At 35.7% G+C, this 17,663-nt stretch carries 10 protein-coding genes; all 10 read right to left on the bottom strand.

The genetic code is table 11. The features are described from left to right. A complete protein-coding gene (locus E3D81_RS12650) occupies positions 1-2,268 on the bottom strand; it encodes a Gldg family protein (protein WP_167554291.1) in 2,268 nt (755 codons plus the stop codon). A gap of 1 nt (position 2,269) precedes the next feature. Further along, positions 2,270-3,205: an ABC transporter ATP-binding protein gene (locus E3D81_RS12645; RefSeq protein ID WP_134777639.1), complete on the bottom strand. Its 936-nt coding sequence runs from the start codon at positions 3,203-3,205 to the stop codon at positions 2,270-2,272. 3 nt (positions 3,206-3,208) lie between these two features. Continuing rightward, positions 3,209-5,455, bottom strand: coding sequence for a Gldg family protein (locus tag E3D81_RS12640; protein WP_134777638.1), 2,247 nt, complete (start codon positions 5,453-5,455; stop codon positions 3,209-3,211). Positions 5,456-5,505: 50 nt separating this feature from the next. Next, positions 5,506-7,044 carry a PKD-like family lipoprotein gene (locus tag E3D81_RS12635; protein WP_134777637.1) on the bottom strand — a complete coding sequence of 513 codons (1,539 nt, stop codon included), beginning with the start codon at positions 7,042-7,044 and terminating at the stop codon, positions 5,506-5,508. Between the two features lie 31 nt (positions 7,045-7,075). Further along, positions 7,076-7,810 carry a DUF4843 domain-containing protein gene (locus tag E3D81_RS12630; RefSeq protein ID WP_134777636.1) on the bottom strand — a complete coding sequence of 245 codons (735 nt, stop codon included), beginning with the start codon at positions 7,808-7,810 and terminating at the stop codon, positions 7,076-7,078. A 23-nt stretch (positions 7,811-7,833) separates the two neighbouring features. Then, a complete protein-coding gene (locus tag E3D81_RS12625) occupies positions 7,834-9,306 on the bottom strand; it encodes a RagB/SusD family nutrient uptake outer membrane protein (RefSeq protein WP_099367964.1) in 1,473 nt (490 codons plus the stop codon). Between the two features lie 4 nt (positions 9,307-9,310). Next, entirely contained in the window at positions 9,311-12,721 is a 3,411-nt protein-coding gene (locus E3D81_RS12620) for a SusC/RagA family TonB-linked outer membrane protein (protein WP_134777635.1), read from the bottom strand. Positions 12,722-12,775: 54 nt separating this feature from the next. Continuing rightward, positions 12,776-13,921: a FecR family protein gene (locus E3D81_RS12615; protein ID WP_134777634.1), complete on the bottom strand. Its 1,146-nt coding sequence runs from the start codon at positions 13,919-13,921 to the stop codon at positions 12,776-12,778. A gap of 79 nt (positions 13,922-14,000) precedes the next feature. Then, entirely contained in the window at positions 14,001-14,579 is a 579-nt protein-coding gene (locus E3D81_RS12610; RefSeq protein WP_134777633.1) for an RNA polymerase sigma factor, read from the bottom strand. Positions 14,580-14,937: 358 nt separating this feature from the next. After that, on the bottom strand, positions 14,938-17,625 hold the full coding sequence (locus tag E3D81_RS12605; protein WP_134777632.1) for a TonB-dependent receptor: 2,688 nt from the start codon (positions 17,623-17,625) through the stop codon (positions 14,938-14,940). Positions 17,626-17,663 lie beyond the last annotated feature (38 nt).

Genomic DNA, 17,663 nt, shown 5'->3' with positions numbered 1-17,663 from the left:
TTATTTTCTTTTTCTGCGTTTAAGCACGACAACTGCTGTCACTGCAATTAGCACTGGTATTATCAAAAGATAAATTAACTTTTGAGTATTGATAGATTTCCGGCTTGACTTAATGATCACATCCGGCGCTTTATCTTTCTCCGCACCAACTTGTGCTTTTCTATCTCTAATAGTATTGAAGATTCTTCCCGCAACTAGGGAATTAATAGAATTAATATTAAATCGGTTAAGTTCCGCGTTACTTATGAAATCAGCATCTCCGAATACAAAAACATGTTGATCTTTTCCATTCACCTTTCGCAAAAGTTTCATCGCAGTAGGAACAGAAACCCGAACATCTTTCCCTTCCATAAAAACCTCTTTCTTTAAATTCAGATCATAGGTTCCCAATTTATTCCAAGTATCTTTATCGTCTGATCGCATCAATACTACCCTTGAAAAGCCCTTGTTGTCGGTTAATGGTTCAATTCCCATAGCTTTGTTCATCACCAACTTTGCGCCTTCATAATACAAAAATCCATTTTCCTCAGCTTCCGGCGTGAGATACAAACGCAGAAGATCCACATCATAATCTTCACTATCCTGCATTAAAGTGCCATCCATAAATTTCAGCCCCAATTTTTCTGCTATCGGTTGCAGATATTCCTTACTTCCCTGTGGATCAGCTAATAAATAAATATTGCCTCCTCGTTCTATATAACGAAAAATCGAATTTAATTCTTCGGTAGTATAGGGTTCTCTAGGGTCGGCTATAACAATGCCCACACCTTTAAAATCATCTAAGGAAGATGCATTCAACTTCTGGATTTCATATCCTCTATTGATCAATGAGCCTCTAACAGTCTGACCATTTAAAAGAATACTGTATTCCCCATTGCCATAATTATCAATTCCACGCTCGCCTTTCCCAGATAAAAGTCCAAGAACTGCAGGCCCATCCAATAATCTTACTAAGGAAGCATTGATTTCCCCTTCTTTTGGATACACAAACATATCATCAAACATGCGTAAGGGAACCCGCTTGCCTTTATATTCAAAAAATCTAACCAACGTATTATTTTCAAGAGCAACTTCGGGGAATTTTTTCATATCCTCCGGGGTCAATAATTTCTTGAAATTTATCCCTAGGGCATCCGCAGCCTTTTCAGATTTGCTCAAAAAAGTTTCATTTGAATCCAATTTTAAATATGGTATACTATCATAGTAAGAGACATAATCCATCTCCAGCTGAGGAATAAACCTATTAATAGATTCAAAATTTGCTAAATCATTTATACGATTTTTTGGTGAAGCATATTCTGCTCTTCGATCTAAGACATTGATATAAGTAACCAACTTTATAGGCCCATCTATTCTTGAGGCTATTGATTGTCCATATGCTGATATGGTTCTATCCTTAATTTGAGTAGTATCATAATAACCCGTAAAACGAATAAGAGAGGTTATATATCCAATTCCTAAAAGTACAACTGCTAAAGCCAAGTATTGTAATGCCTTAATTATAGGTTTCGTACCTGATCTTTCCTGAACAATTCGGAGAATTGTGACCATGAGAAAGAATGAAATGATCAGCAAGAAATAAGCAATCTCCCTAGTTGTTAACAATCCATTCACTATTTCCTCTGCCCTACCTCCTACGGATAACCAATGCGTAATCTCACGAAAGCCATCGTATTTCGCTCCAAGGATTTGAGCATAATTTAAAAACGCAAGTAAAGCTAAAGTACTAATGGCTGCTACAATCTGATAGGAAGTTAAACTGGACATAAACAGACCAATAGCAGAATATGTACATATTAAAAGAAAAAGAGCCAATAGTCCAAATAGCACAAATTTAACATCCATATGCTCAATAGAAAAATAGGCTGAAACCGCATATAGACCCAGCACACCTACTGCAATAAAGGCATAGATAACAATGGAAAGATATTTACCTAAAACAATTTGTGTAGCTGTAACAGGCGAGGACTGCAACAATTTAATTGAACCACTAACATACTCCCTACTGAAGATACCCATGGTCAATAATGGAATATATAAATAAAGGTATTCTATAAGCGTGGAGAACATCCCCTTTTCTCCAGCAAACATGACGCGAGTCAAGACACTTAAATCCCTATCTAGTTGTTGCTGAGTTTCCTGACTATAAAGCATATCAAAATAGGCTAATCCTCCTTGCAAAAAAAGGATGACCAGAATAATCCATGCTATTGGCGAATAAAATAGAATGCTTAATTCTAAGCGTGCAATTTTTATGATTTTTCGCATGCTATTCCCTTCCTTTAGTATTTGCCGACAATTGTGCAAAAACCCCATCCAACGAACTTTTTTCTAAATAGATCTCCGCTAACCCCCAGCCCTTGTCGGCACTTAGTTGAATTAATTTTTGAGTTACCTGGTTTGGATCGTTGAAAAACACACGATACTGTCCTATTTCTACTTCCTCAATGCGATCTATGAATGCCAAATCCTCCAATTCCTTTTTATCTGGAGCATGGCTTAAATGGAGCATTAATGAATTGGGCTCAATATAATTGTTAAACGCATTCATCGTATCCGCAAATACCACTTCTCCATGTTCAATCATGATGATCCTATCGCAGGTGGCTTGAACTTCACTAAGAATATGTGTAGAAAGAATGACCGAACGTTCTTCACCTATTTCTTTTATCAACTTTCTTACCTCCAATATTTGATTTGGATCCAAACCATTAGTAGGCTCGTCCAACACCACCAATTTTGGATTATGAATGATTGCTTGGGCAATCCCCACACGTTGTTGATAACCTCCAGAAAGATTACTGATCAATCTATTACTAAAGTGGCTAATACCACATTTCTTTTTGGCTACTTCCACAGCTTCTGGGATATCTTGTGAAGGAATATCCCTCAGGTTGGCACAATAGGTTAAATATTCATCCACGGTCAATTCAAAATGGAGAGGTGCCTTTTGAGGTAAAAAACCGATTAAACGTTTCGCCGCCACCGGGTGCTGTCTAATATTTATTCCATCAATTAAGGCCTCTCCTTCCGTTTGGTTGATTACCCCACAAAGAATATTCATCGTGGTTGATTTACCTGCACCATTTGAACCCAATAGTCCAAGAATCCCTTTCTCAGTAACCTCAAAGTTAATATTACGAATTGCCCAATCTCTTGAATATCTATGGGACAATGATTTTATTGTTGCTATACTCGTACTCATTTTTTACTTTCTTTTTCTGCTAAATAATAAATAACCTCCTACCAAAGCGATAACGATTGGGAGAATGAATACCCAGATATATTTTATGCTGTTTAATGTTCCAGCTTCCACTAAAATTTTATTATCGATCGATTCAGGTCTTTTGGTATTTACTGGAAACTCTCCATCAGAGAACCATTTAAATAATTTAATGGTAAAACCACCATTGTCATTTCTTAGATTGAAGCGGCCTAATTCTGCATTGCTCATGAAGTCAGCATCTGCAAACAAAGCAATCTTTTGTACCTTATCATTCACTTTTTTAGATAAAGCAGTAGCTAGGATATAAGGTATAGAATCAGATTTCTGGAAAACGGTATCAATCGCTAATCTACCTTTCCATACCTGACTTTTTCCACTCATAACCAATTCTTCATTTTTATAACCATTCAAGTTACTATCCATGCGGACAGCAGTGCTTCCTGCGAATGACAATACGGCGTTGGGATTATCATAAAAACTTTTACTTAACTCATTATTAGCTGCCCGCCCGACGAGAACATTTGCTTCCAAATCCTTTGTTTTTTGATATAATTGGAAAGATTCAAATTTTGCCGGAATGTTCTTTAGTATTGGATTAACTAAAGCTTCCTTGCCAGGCTCAATGGATAGTAACAGATTACCTCCTTGGTCAATATATCGATGGATAGCTGCGAGTTCGACATCAGAATAAGAAGTAAATGGGTCGGCAATAACTAACACCGCCAACTTTCCACCCAAACTATCGATTTGATTAGCTACTAATTCTTTAACATCAAATCCATTATTCACCAAGGCAGCTCTTTGGCCAATTTCAGTGGTAATGGTATTGTATGCCTTATCACCTATCTTGGTTACACTTCGTTCATCATGCCCCTTAAGTATACCAACAATCGGAACTTTAGTATATAACCGTTTTAAGGCAGAGGTGATTTCAGATTCGTTTGGATAACCAGTAGCATCCATGAACATTCTTAAAGCAACACTATCCTTACCATGATGGATGAATCTAACGTAAGCATTTCTTTCGGGAGATAAATCGATCTGTTTTTTGATTTCCTCAGGCGATAATAATTGGTCAAAATCGATTTCATGGGCAAGTGCTGCTTTTTGAGCCTTTTCCAATAAATTGATAGAACTATCCGCATATAAAGGCACATAATCATAGTAATAAATGTATTCCATTTCCATTTCTGGAATATACCGGGTATACATATCAAATTGCTTCAAATCAAATTTCCGCCATTTCGGTGTCCCCAATCTTCCATGTGGATGAAGAATATTTGCATAATTCTTCATTTTTAACTTTTGATTCAAATGGGAGATGACCTCTTTACTATTTGGGGTTAATGTATTCGCTTCAAATCTACTCAAATCCCAAAAATGCCAATTTGTAGGCCTAGAAGTAAAATATCCTACAGATAATATCAACGCTATTAATAAGATATAACGCACCGCTTTTTGCAATTCAGAACGGATCACACGACCATCATTCAATCGCATGATTGTAACACCTAAAAAGAGAGTAATTACCAAAACAAAATAACTTATATTTTGGCTGGAAAGCATCCCATTTATAAAATGGTCAGTCCGTCCTTGCAAGGATAACCAATAAGTGATTTCTCTAACAAATTCATTTCCTTTCCCTATTTCACCAATAAAATTCAATCCAGCGAAAATAGCTAACGTACTGATCGCCGCAACGACCTGATAGGATGTTAAACTGGACATGAATAAACCAATCGCAGCATATGCAGCAATTAACAAATAGACTCCTACCATACCAGCCAAGAGGATACCCCAATCAAAATTATCAATCAAACGGCTGGCTGTAAATCCAATTCCGAAAATAACCAGGATGAAAAACAAGCCGAAGCCAAGTAAGGCCAAATATTTACCAATCACGATTTGAAAGTTGGTAACAGGTGATGATTGTAGTAATTTTATAGAACCTGAACTTAATTCTCTACTTATTATACCCATAGTTAGTAAAGGGATATATAGGTAAGTGTATTTAAGAACAGAATGAAAAAACCCTTTATTACCTGAGAAAACATCAATCGTAACAGACTGTATTACTTTATCTAATTGTTGGTCACTTTCCTTCACTTGTATAAGATCCATAATGGATATTCCACATTGGATCAAAAAAATGATCATGACGACCCAGGCCACTGGCGAATAGAACAGAATGTTCAATTCTAATCGTGCGATCTTTAAAATTTTCCTCATAATATCAAAAATGAAAGCCCCAAAGATTTTTGCCTAAGGGGCTATCTGGTTTAAAGTTGTGTTATGGTAAATAATATTTTTCCGAAACCATTATATGTTTTAATGTTCGCCTGATCGATATTTGCCACTCCCTCATTAATCAGTGGAAGAACATGTACTTTACCTTCGGTACCATTATAAGTTCCTAAAATCAGTTGCTTGCCATTTCTTGAGAAATTCTCCCGATTAACCATTGGATAATCAGCTTGTAAATAGACACTTAAAGCAGTGATCTCTTCTCCGGATGATACCGTATATCGCAAGCCATAGGCAGGATTTAATGCAGAATACATGATTGCATAAATTTTGGTCTTAGTAGCATATAAAATCACTTGCTGATTATCTAATATCAAAAATTTTATGGCTTGGTCTATTTCTGGCGCATTGGACAGGTCCATAAATTTCTTTGGAACAGATGGAGTTGGAACCCAATTTTCACTATCATATCCTCCTGCACTTAATATATATAATCCATATTTCTGTGTAGATTTATCTTTAAGGATATGAATAAATTCACCTTGGTTACTTATTCCTGCCGCAATATTCTGTTTATTTGGAAGATCATTTGGATTAAAAGGTACAGTAGCAGCTGGAACTGGTCGCATACCACGATCACCATAGGTAGCAAAGGAATATTGATAGGCAAAATGACCCTTTTCCTCACTATAAAAGTTTAAGGAAATATTTGGATAATCATAGCGGTTATTTATTCCTAAAATAGTTGGGATATTGTAATTATTTGGGAAAGGCAACCCAAATTTTGAAATCTGCAACCAATTCGCATATAATTTTCCCTTATGGATCATAATCTCGTTCTGCACGAAATTTACTAGCTTTTCTGGCCCATAGCTATCTTGAGGTGCATAAAATAATTTCTCATTTTGATCGCCCAAGGAATAATCCAATGTTTTTATAGCAAAAATAGCGTTAGAAGTTCCCCCTAATAATACATTATTGGATCCTAATTTTGTATAAATCATAGAATTTACTAAACCAGGAATGGTAGTACCGTTAGCTGCTGAATAGATTTTAGTCCGTATTTTCTCCTGATTAAAATCAGGTGTCACTAAAGGAGACATAATATGGCTCAAATCGGTATTTTGATTATCATAAGTTTCCACAATTACCAATCCTTCACCAATTCCATTCCGAATCATTAATGGCCAATCTTGAATATATGTAACCCCAGATTTTTCATCTTTAATCTTTAAAACGATCTGATGCAACCTGTCAAGATTAGTAGGTACAAAACCTACTTCATAAGTCAGTTTTTTCTCTGTTCCTATGGTAATATATTCTGTAGACCATGGCTCCAAATTTATCGTCCATTCATAGGTCAACTGATCATTAGGACCAATTCCTAAAATTTTTGGATCTAGAACTAATTCATCAAATTGAAATACGGATAGCGTGCTTTGCCCTACGGTATCTACCTTAATATCCGACAATTTATTTGTATCTAAGCTACTTAGATCATCCTTGCAAGAAGCAAAAAACAGCAAAAAAACTAGGCTGATCAATAAGCTATATGTATATTTTATAGTTTTCATTTTCGTTTAATTATTGGTAAATAATTCGAAATTAATACCTAGGGACAATTGGATTTCCTTTTTGGGTGCCATCATCGTGTTTTAGGATATCATTAGGATTTGCTGCATTCCAGGCCCTGATATAATCACCGAATTTCTTACCTAACACTTCTGCACCAGCCTGACCATAGGGCCTAAAATCTGCTGCCGCAAAATTGGTCAAACCTGTGGTTTCAACAAAAATCCGATAGGCTTTAGTACTTCCTACAGAAGAGAAAAATGTTCTAAAATACACTCCCCATGTAGGCATAATAGCTTGATTGCTCCAAGAAACCTCGATAAACTGACGTTCAATTATTCCTGCATCAAAATCGTTCGATTCCTTTACTTGAAGAAACAATCTTAAAACCTCTGTTTCCAGCTTTTCAGTTTTTGGAACCTTTATAATCAATGTGTCCCTAACTTTTCCAGCATGGACTATTCCCTGTTCAATCTGGTAATCCGCACTTTCCGCATTGGTAATCGTATCAGTGATTACTTTAACTTCAAAAACCCTATCCTTGTCCTCCGGAAATCCATTAATAATGACAGGAATTCGGATTTCTCCAATTTGCTCAGGCTTTCCCAGAAAGGAAAAATTTATCTTGTTGGCCCCGACGGAATTTGAATAATCAAATATGATGGCCGCTTTGGAATTAAATGCGGTAGGTTCTGATTTTTCACAGCTCCAAAACGCTATTAATCCACCTAATAATAGACTATAGATTGATATTATTTTAGCTTTCATAATTATCTTGTTTAAAGGATGAATTATTGTTCCCTGTTTCCAAATTCAATTTCAGAAGGTGGAAATGGCAACATGTATATTTTATCATCAGCAATAATAGAAGCCGAATAGTTGGGTATGTGTTGTAAACCCAAGCGCTTATAATAGAAAAACAACTGTCCTTCGGCGACATACTCTTTACGATACTCCTTCAACAATTCCTGGGAAAATGTTTCCGAATTCAGATTAGCAGGCAAAGGTTGCACAATGCGTCTACTTTCTCTAACCTTTTCTAATAATTGAATAGCTTTGGAAAGATTATTTGATGCATAGTATTCCGATGCGATATAATACATTTCAGGGATTTTGATTAAGGGAATCACATTGAAATCCAAATCATTCATCGATCTATTAACTAATTTAGAACTCACATATCCTGCATTTCCATTAATCAACAAGGTATTAAAACGAATATCTGCCGCTCCAATTTCTGGAATTTCTGTCTCGTAAACTTCAGCTACTGTCGCTCCCTGCATTCTTAATGCAAAAGGATTGGTTAATAGATCGCCATCAAAATAAAATTGGCTGTTTTGTAAATTATTAACCTTCAAACCAAATAATTGTTCTTGTACAATCGTTTTGTTTAGATTTACAGATTCATTTTGTCCTAATAATTTTGCGTAAGAATCCGCGATCACTTCTTCCGCTGCTTCAGCTGCATCCTTCATTTTTGCACCTCCTTGCCAGGAGAAAACTCGTGCTTGCAATGCCTTGACAGCATAATAATTCATCCTATTTTGCCTTTTATCATAAAATCCATCTCGGTTAATATTCAACATTGCTTCATTTGATATCAGAGTTCCCTTCGAAATAGGATCAAATTTTAATAAGGTCAACGATTCTGCAATATCCTTTTCCATTAATTCAAATGTTTCGGAATAGGAATACTGGACAGGATAATCCTTACTATATTTTAAAGCATAAGGAATGGTTAGTCTAGCTTGTAGATCTGGTCTATTGGCATAATTTGATCGACCAAAAAAGCGTAATAAATCAAAATGAAGAAATGCACGCAATCCTAACAATTCTCCTTTGATGATCTCTTTCTCTCCTTGGTACCAAGCAAATTCACTCTTCTCGATATGTTCAAGTAAGCTATTTATATTGGCTATGGAAAAGTAATACTTATCCCACATGTTTTTTATATTTCTTTCACTAGACACATGGGTATAATTAAACTTCTGTATTTCACCAACTTCCGTATTTCCTGCAATAAATGCAGCATATTGCTGACTCAAAACATCTACTAAATTATAGGAAGTGTTCAGTCCATAAATTGCACCATTTCCCATGGACAAATACACGCCCATCAAAGCATCTTTAAACCCATCCACTGATGAGAATTGGTCCTCCGCTTTTATCTGGTTATTTGCTGTAACGTCAAACCACTTCTCACAAGATTGTAAGGAAAGCAGAATGACCAAACTCAAACCGTAAAATTTTAATGTTCTTTTCATGATCTTAAAAGGTTGCATTTAGTGAAAAAGAAACTGTTCTTGAAAATGGATAGGTTAAACCACGTTCGATCTCAATTGACGAAAATTTAACGACATCATTCATATTGAATGAAGCTCTAAGACGCTGTAATTTTAGTTTGTTCAGCCAAGCATGTTGGTAAAAATCATAATACAAGTTAATGGATGCTATATCCAACTCTTTACGATCCTGAACAAAACGAGTCGTTGCCCTCGTCATTTCTTGTGCGGGTGTGAAAGATCCATTTTCCAAAGGGATACTATACTCTCCCAATCTCTTATATAATGCATTTTGACCTGGCTCTAACCAACGACCTGTAAGCACCCTGCGGTCAACATTATACATCATATCTACATTTTCTACACGATCAACCAAGGTTTGGTTATATAATTGTCCTCCACCTAAATAGCGAGCTGTAACCGAAAGACCAACTCCTTTGAACTCCCCTTGAATCCCAAAGGTTCCTTGATATTTCGGACGTTCAATACCTGCCACAATCATATCAGAAGCATTCCAACTGTACGTGGTATTTCCATCCTTTCTGATATAAATTTCATTACCAGTTGCTGGATCGATTCCTAACGAAGGCACTGCCCAAATCGCATCCATCGCCATACCATCCTGATATTTCTTAATAGGTACATTATTTCCACGATCTGCAGCCAAAGCATCCATACGGTCGTTATAGGCTTTCATAGAATTGGATAATTCTACAATTTTATTCTCATTGGTTTCTATTCCAAATTGTAAGGAGAGAAAATTTCTATCTCTTTGCCAAGCAGTATAATTCGCATATATTTCGAGACCATTATTTTTAATTTTTCCTAAATTATCCTTCACCAATTCAAAACCTGTAGAACTAGGAAGTGTAATATCTGCTAACAGGTTTTCGGTATACCTTACATAATAATCGGCTCTAATACCTACAGGTCCTACCTTCAAATCCAGACCAGCATTGTAATCCTTTGATGATTCCCATTGTAAACCTGGATTGACCATGTTGAATAATTCTGATCCAGGAAAACCATTGTAATAGGCTTCCAACGCATATTTATAAGTCGCAATAGAAGCATTGGAATTAAAATTTTGATTTCCTGTTTGTCCAGCCGATCCGCGAATACGGAATAAATCCACATAGCCTAATGATTTTAACCATTGCTCATTATGTAAGTTCCATCCTAAGCCCACAGACCAAAAAGAGGCCCATCGACGATCTGCCCCAAACTGAGAAGAGGCATTTGCCCTATAGGTAAAATCAGATATGAATCTATTATCCCACATATAAGAAAAAGCAGCCAAGAAACCCATATCTCGAGTAATTCCATCCAAGCCAGAAGGTCTTGTATCTATGGCATAGTTTCTAGCAAAAATGATATCCTGCAAACGGTCACTTGGAAAACCTTCTGCAAAATATACCCGCTCAGCAAATTTTTTTTCACTTACATTATAGCCTAAGTTCCCAAAGAAATAATTCTTTTCAATCTGCTTACTATAATTTATGTTTAAATCTCCAGATAGATAGGTGCTTTTACCATTATTTACTTGGTAAGAACCTTTCCTATTGATCGTGACTTCATCTGTATAAAGTGCAAATTTGGTGTGCTTTCCAGGATAGAATTCATCCGCATCCGAAGTCTTTGTATCAATCCCAATCCGTGCGGTCGACCTTAACCCCTCGATTGGCATCCATTCCAAGTATAAATTGTTCGTAAAATTTAAATAGCTGTCTGTATTTTTAATGTTCAATTGGGAATTGTACAGCGGATTCGTAATGTTCGAGGAATTGAATACTTCTGCATAAAATGGAATAGTTCCGTCTTCATTTACCGCACGCCAATATGGATTCATTTTTACATATTCTGAAAAATCACCATAAGGAGATTCATTCGATTTATTAGATGTAAAAGATGCTACATTTCTAAATAGAAATTTATTCAATCGGTAGGATGCAGAGATATTTCCACCTATATTCTTTCTTCCAGAGCCAATCATGGCTCCTGAAACATTATTGAAGGTAAAATCAGTTAATACTCGAAGATCCTCTGATCCTAATTCGGCACTTAAGGAATGTCTATTTCCTACACCATTTTGCAATGGTTTTGCCAACCAATAAGTATCTAATCCCTCCTCTACTAATTTCTTACGGGTATTATACAATTTTTGCATTTGAATATAATAATCGGCTTCATTATAAGTAGAATTAGGACTGTACATGCCATCAATAATCTCTGCCTGCAACTTTTCCCTTGAATTAGTCAAATTATAACTGGTCAAATCCGGAAGTTCCACATTCACACTCATGTTATAATTGATAATAGGTTTCGAACCAACCATTTTAGTGGTCTCAATAATGATGACCCCATTGGCTGCTTTCGACCCATAAATAGCCTTAGAAGCGGCATCCTTCAGAATCGTTACGCTTTCTATTCGATTGATATCCAAATCGAAAATTCGTTCAACTGAGGCTTCAAAACCATCCAAAATAAACAAAGGCTGCGATGGAGATTTCAAATAATTACCTTTCAATCCTGAAGTTAAATCTTCGGTTATAGGCAGACTTCCATTACCACGGATTTGTAGATCGGGTAATGTATTAGGATTAGACCCCATGTCAAAATTATCCAAGAACATACTTGGCGATATATTTTTTAAAGATTGAAATACGTTTGTACTTCCCATCCTTTTAATATCCTCCTTTTTGATCGTCATGGAAGATCCTGTAAAGCTTTCGGCTTTACGTTCGTATATACCAGTAACAATTACGTCTTCCAGTTCCTGAACCTTTTGTTTCAACACCACTTCTAGCGTCTTCCGCCCATTGAGCGCAATTGTACGAGATTCATAACCCACACTTGAAAAAGTCAAGGTGTCTTGAAGATTCGAAACAGGAATTAAAAAGGATCCATCAGCTTTAGTCTGCGCCCCAATAGAGGTCGATTTCGTAGTTCGGTTTATCGCTGTGATAGAAACATTTGCAATCCCTTCGCCCTGCTGGTTGACCACTCGGCCGGTTATATTCTGCTGTTTAGATTCTTTGGGACTGAGAACAACGATACCATCTTTTATCGCATACGTTAACCCTGTGTTTTCCAAAAGTTTACTTAAGGCTGTTTCAAGACTTACATTGTTCAAATTTAAGTTTAGGGGATTTTCTTTAGATAAATCACCCTTATTATAAAAAAAGTCAATATTTGATTGCTTTCTCAATTCAATCAAAACTTCTTCAATCTTGGCATTTTTTTTATTAATGCGAATCTGTTGTACAGATGCAAAACTTAGCTCTGCCGTTGCTAATAAGGATAATAGGACACAATATTTAGGAATATTTCGCCATTGGTTTGGTAGGTTATTGTCCTGTTTACCCCTCTTTAATCGTAGGAATGTTTTCAAATCCATGAATTAATAAGGTTAGTTAAGTAATACGCTTAGGTTTAATATTTTTTAAGTAATTTATTTAAATCTTTTTTTAACGATGACCTCCTTTCCTTTGATTTCAAAATTTACATTTTCCTTATCTTCCAACAGTTTTAATACCGTTGATAATCTTTTGTTTCTGGATATGATACCGCCATATTCTGTATCTGGCGAAGGCTGATATTCATAAATTATTTTCACATTATACCACCGAGCAACCGTGCTCAATACCTCCTGTAGGTTTTCACCGTCAAAGAAAAATTCACCCTGTTCCCAAGCTTTTTCTTTGTTCGAATCACTTTTATCAACTATCAATTGTTTTCCTTTTCCATTTTTCACCAGTTCTCCAGGCTTTAGGATAAATTCATTAATATCATTCTTATTACTTGATCTCACCCTTAAACTTCCCGAGACTAAAGCTGTAGTTGTTTCATATTCTTCTGGGTAGGATTTAATATTAAATTGAGTCCCTAAAACTTCTATCTGTTGATATCCTGCATCAACAGTAAATTTTTTATTCTCATCCTTAGCCACTTCAAAAAACGCCTCTCCCACCATTTCGACATTTCGTTCTCGACCAAACTCAATAGGAAAACGAATAGAGGAATTGGAGTTTAATTTTACTTTACTACCATCAGGCAGGATGACCGTATATTGTCCAGCATATCCAGTTTTAATGGTGTGGTATTCTAATTTGGTTGTAAGTTTCTTTTTCGGATTCAAAAAGGATATGATCCCTAATTTTTCATCCACCTTTACTCCATACGTTGATTCTTCCTTGAGACCATTAGCATTCAACTCAATTTCCCTTCCATCTGCCAGCACCATAGTTGCTTCATCTTTACCTGGTAATACATCGTTCTCTAGAGTTTGCACCACAGGATCTCCCATTCTTTGATGATTAGTCCATTGGTAAACGGTAAATGCGAAAATCATAATTGCCGCGGCGGCTATTGACCACCAAATATGCTTATATTTCCTTACCGGTGTTTCGGTTTCAGCGAGGCGAATCAAAATCCGTTGAAAAAGAACCTCTTTATCATAGTTGATTATTGATTGATCTTGGTTTTCAAATTTGAAATCTGAAAACCAGCTTTTAATTAACTCTTCTTCCTCTAATGAGGACGTTCCATTCTGAAACCTCCTTAATAGGTCTTCAGCTTTATTAAAATTATCATCCATGATAGGTAGAGGATTTTTAGGTCTCTTTACATTAGGACACACATGTTATAAAGAGAGGGTACAGTAGATGTAAAAAAAATTATAAATTAATAAGAATAGCCATAAAAACCAATATCTGAGTATGCTTACGGATAGTTTTCAAGGCTCTTTTCATTTGTGTGGAAACCGTTTGAATAGATATATTCAATAAATCAGCAATTTCTTGATTACTCTTACCTTTATAATATCTTAATTCAAAAATAAGTCTCATTTTTTCAGGTAGTTCTTTTAAAGCGTTTTGCAAGGTTTTCTCTTGTTCCTCCTCCAAGCTAATTTCTTCAAGAGTAACCTGTTGGTTAGCCAAATAATCGCCAAGTGAGGCAATATATTTGGCTTCTATTTTACCTCTTCTAAAAATATTCAAACTTTTATTGATGGCTATTCTATATAAATAGGAGGATATGGAATTAATCAATGTGATCGCTTCTTTTTCACGCCATATTGTTACAAAAATTTCCTGTACAATATCTTTGCTTTCTTCTAAATCGTCCAATTTACCATGGACAAAATGAATCAAATTATCAACATAACGATTATAGAATTCATTAAAAGCTTGTAAATCGCCTTCAGCAATAGCATTTTGAAGTTCTTTTTCAGAATAAGTATTATAATTTTTCATGAAAACAGGCGAAATTTACTATTTAAATTACGTAACCAGCAAATAATTACAATTATTTTCTTTTTAATTAATTAAAATCAGATATGATAAAAATGTATAATTTATTTATACAATAAAAATATAGGTGTAATTAACGAATTTTTTATTAAATAAAAGGGTGTATCTTTAATTTGATACACCCTTTCTAATACAGGATTTTAATAATACATATTTAATAATCCACGTTTTTCCTAATGTTTTCCTATGTATTCGTCCTAAAACCACGGTTAAAGCATCCTTAAACCGTGTTTTAGCATGCTTAACATACTGAAAGCATACTTTTAGGTTACTTTCACCTTACTTTCACTCCGAAGCTACCTTATTTCTTATCCCCTGTATTCAAAAATTTATATACCATTCCTAACATAAAATATTGCCTAAGATTTACACTTGTCCTAAAACCATTCGAATTCCCACTCGCATAATAATTATTGTAAACACGTTGATTCAAAAGATCAAATACGGAAAACTTCAACTCCCCCTTTCCAAGAACTGGATAATATACAGAAGCATTTACCAAGTGTCTATTTCCTCTTTTATTGTCGATTCCAGTCACGAGGTTACTTAAGGTATAGGAACCCTCTAACCTGAATTTCTTGATATTGTTCACTAAAATACTAGAACCAAAATTATGGGTGATATTATTTACCGACCTGAAGTTTGGAGAGTCATCCTTATATTCTACACCATTTCTCGAATAATTATAATTTGGACTTATGGTCAAATTATCTTTATAGCTGAAAGTGATATTTCCAGAAATATTTCCAAAACTATTTTTTCCCATATTCTCTTCGCCATTGATCCGAGCATATCGATCGCTCATCGAAAAGTACCCATTTATCGATGCCGCCAATCTCCAAGTTTTATTCTGTAGAAAAGTTTGGGATAGACTACCATTCCAAAAAAGACTTCCAATATCACTGGCCTGGATATTTTGGCGGCTGGAAGTCCCGTCAGCTACATTGTAATATTGGTCTGAAATAATACTATTGTCTGATACACCATAGCTTACACTAGCATTGATATACGTTTTGGATTTTGTGAAACTCTTATAATACCTTAATGAAAAATCATTCCTAATCACATTTTCAAAGTAAGGACTGGCATAAACCATTACCGTAGGGGCCATATCATTGTTCAGCACAATTATCTGACTAAAAGAAGGCGGATTTACAGATCGGGAATAACTGGCTGACAACCCCTTATATGCCAGGTTTACATTAGGTAAAAAATAGCCTTTTGCTTCATTTTTACTTGGTAATTTATCAAAATATTCAAATCTATTCGCTAAATTTTGATAGGTCAATGCAAAGGAAATCGGAAAGTCTTTTATCACTTTAATATTCCAGCTGGTTCCTAATATCATACGCGTATTCCGGATATTCTTATTATTGGCCACATCGTCCCTATTTACAAACTCCGTATTATTCAACCGATTCAACAGTTCCTCCAGCTGTTCCTCTTCATCCACATTAAACTGCGCAAATACATCAAAATTAAAGTCTTTATTCAATGGAACCTGTAGGCTGATCCTATTCTTTAAGTTTTGGGTATAAGATACGACATTCGATCGCTCTGTTTGATCCACAATGCTATCGCCTAATAAATAGTACCTATTCCAGTTATCATTATTTCGGAATATATCTTGATTAATTCTGGAATATTGATGCTCTACAGAAAGAAGCATTTTATTTTGCAACCGCTTTTCAGCATTTACCCGATAGTTAAAATTAATGTTTTTATTATTGGAAAGATTGTAGGTATTTACGTCCCTTACAGGATCATTCTCATTACGCCAGGTAACCGATTCATTTTTTCCGGTAAAATTATTACTTCCTGTATTCAGTCGAAGATCTAAGGAAACCTGGGCCGTAGTATCCACATGGTACCTGGCGAAAGCCCGCATTTCATGTCTGATCTGATGGGATTCTGAATTGCCTGAACTTCTAGAACGATCTGTAATCTCATCATAAAAACGGTTGTTCAAATCCGTTTGTTCAAAAAGGTGGTCATCTTTTGCGAAATTATAATATAAATTCGTCTTTAACTTTTTGGCAATATCATAATTCACATTTATACCCGAAGAAATCTGGTTCATTAGACCGGCAGATCCATACATCATAAAATTCGAATTCTCCCCCCGACCTAAGCCTCCGTATTGGCTCAATTCTGAATAATCAAAGCCTGATCGACCAATATTATTGGCAAAGCCAATGAAACTGATCTGCAGGGTATCGCGGAAAGTATTGATCAAAGCGCCCGATTCATAGCGCTCTCTGGTGGCAGCACCTCCATAAAACTTTCCGAAATCCGCTTTAAGGAACTCTTTCTTCATCTTGAGGTTGATGACTATGGGAAGGTTGGTATCATCTAATATTTCTCGCTTAGATTCTCCCTTGTCTTTAATAACCTGGACCACATCAATCAGGGATGCATCCAAATTTTTGGTGGCAATCTTCATATCCTGTACAAAGAAATCCTTATTGTTCACTCGAATTCCCGATACTTCACGGCCTTGGTAAAATATGCTCCCGTCTGCATTCACTTGAATACCTGGTAATATCTGCAAAAGCTCTTCCACGGTGGCATTTGGTCTGGTTTTGAAATAATCGGCTTTATATTCTAATGTATCCCCATTCAACCGGATGGGTGGAACCGCCGTGATCAGGATCTCATCGATCATATTCCCGCCCATGATAATACTATCCAACTGCAGTTTTTCTCCAGCTTTTAATTGAAGCGGCTTTTGATAGGTGGGGTTATTGACATAGGAAACATAGAGAATAATCGGTTTTTGAGATGGGATCCTGACGAAATCAAAGTTTCCTTTATCATCTGTCAGGGAATAACTTAATACCAAGGAATCCTTTTCGGAAACAATGGATACGGTCGCCTTTTCTAATGGTTTTTTATTGCCATCAAAGACTCTTCCTTTGATTTCTGCATTGTTTTGGGCATGGACAAGGTTAGCTAGGGCAAATCCTACAAACAGGAGGAAATATCTCATAATACATTAAATAACAGGTTTTTGATTCCCACAAAAAA

Source organism: Sphingobacterium sp. CZ-2 (assembly GCF_004526235.1).
GTDB classification, from domain to species: Bacteria; Bacteroidota; Bacteroidia; order Sphingobacteriales; family Sphingobacteriaceae; genus Sphingobacterium; species Sphingobacterium tenebrionis.
This window is presented reverse-complemented; position numbering and strand designations above follow the sequence as displayed.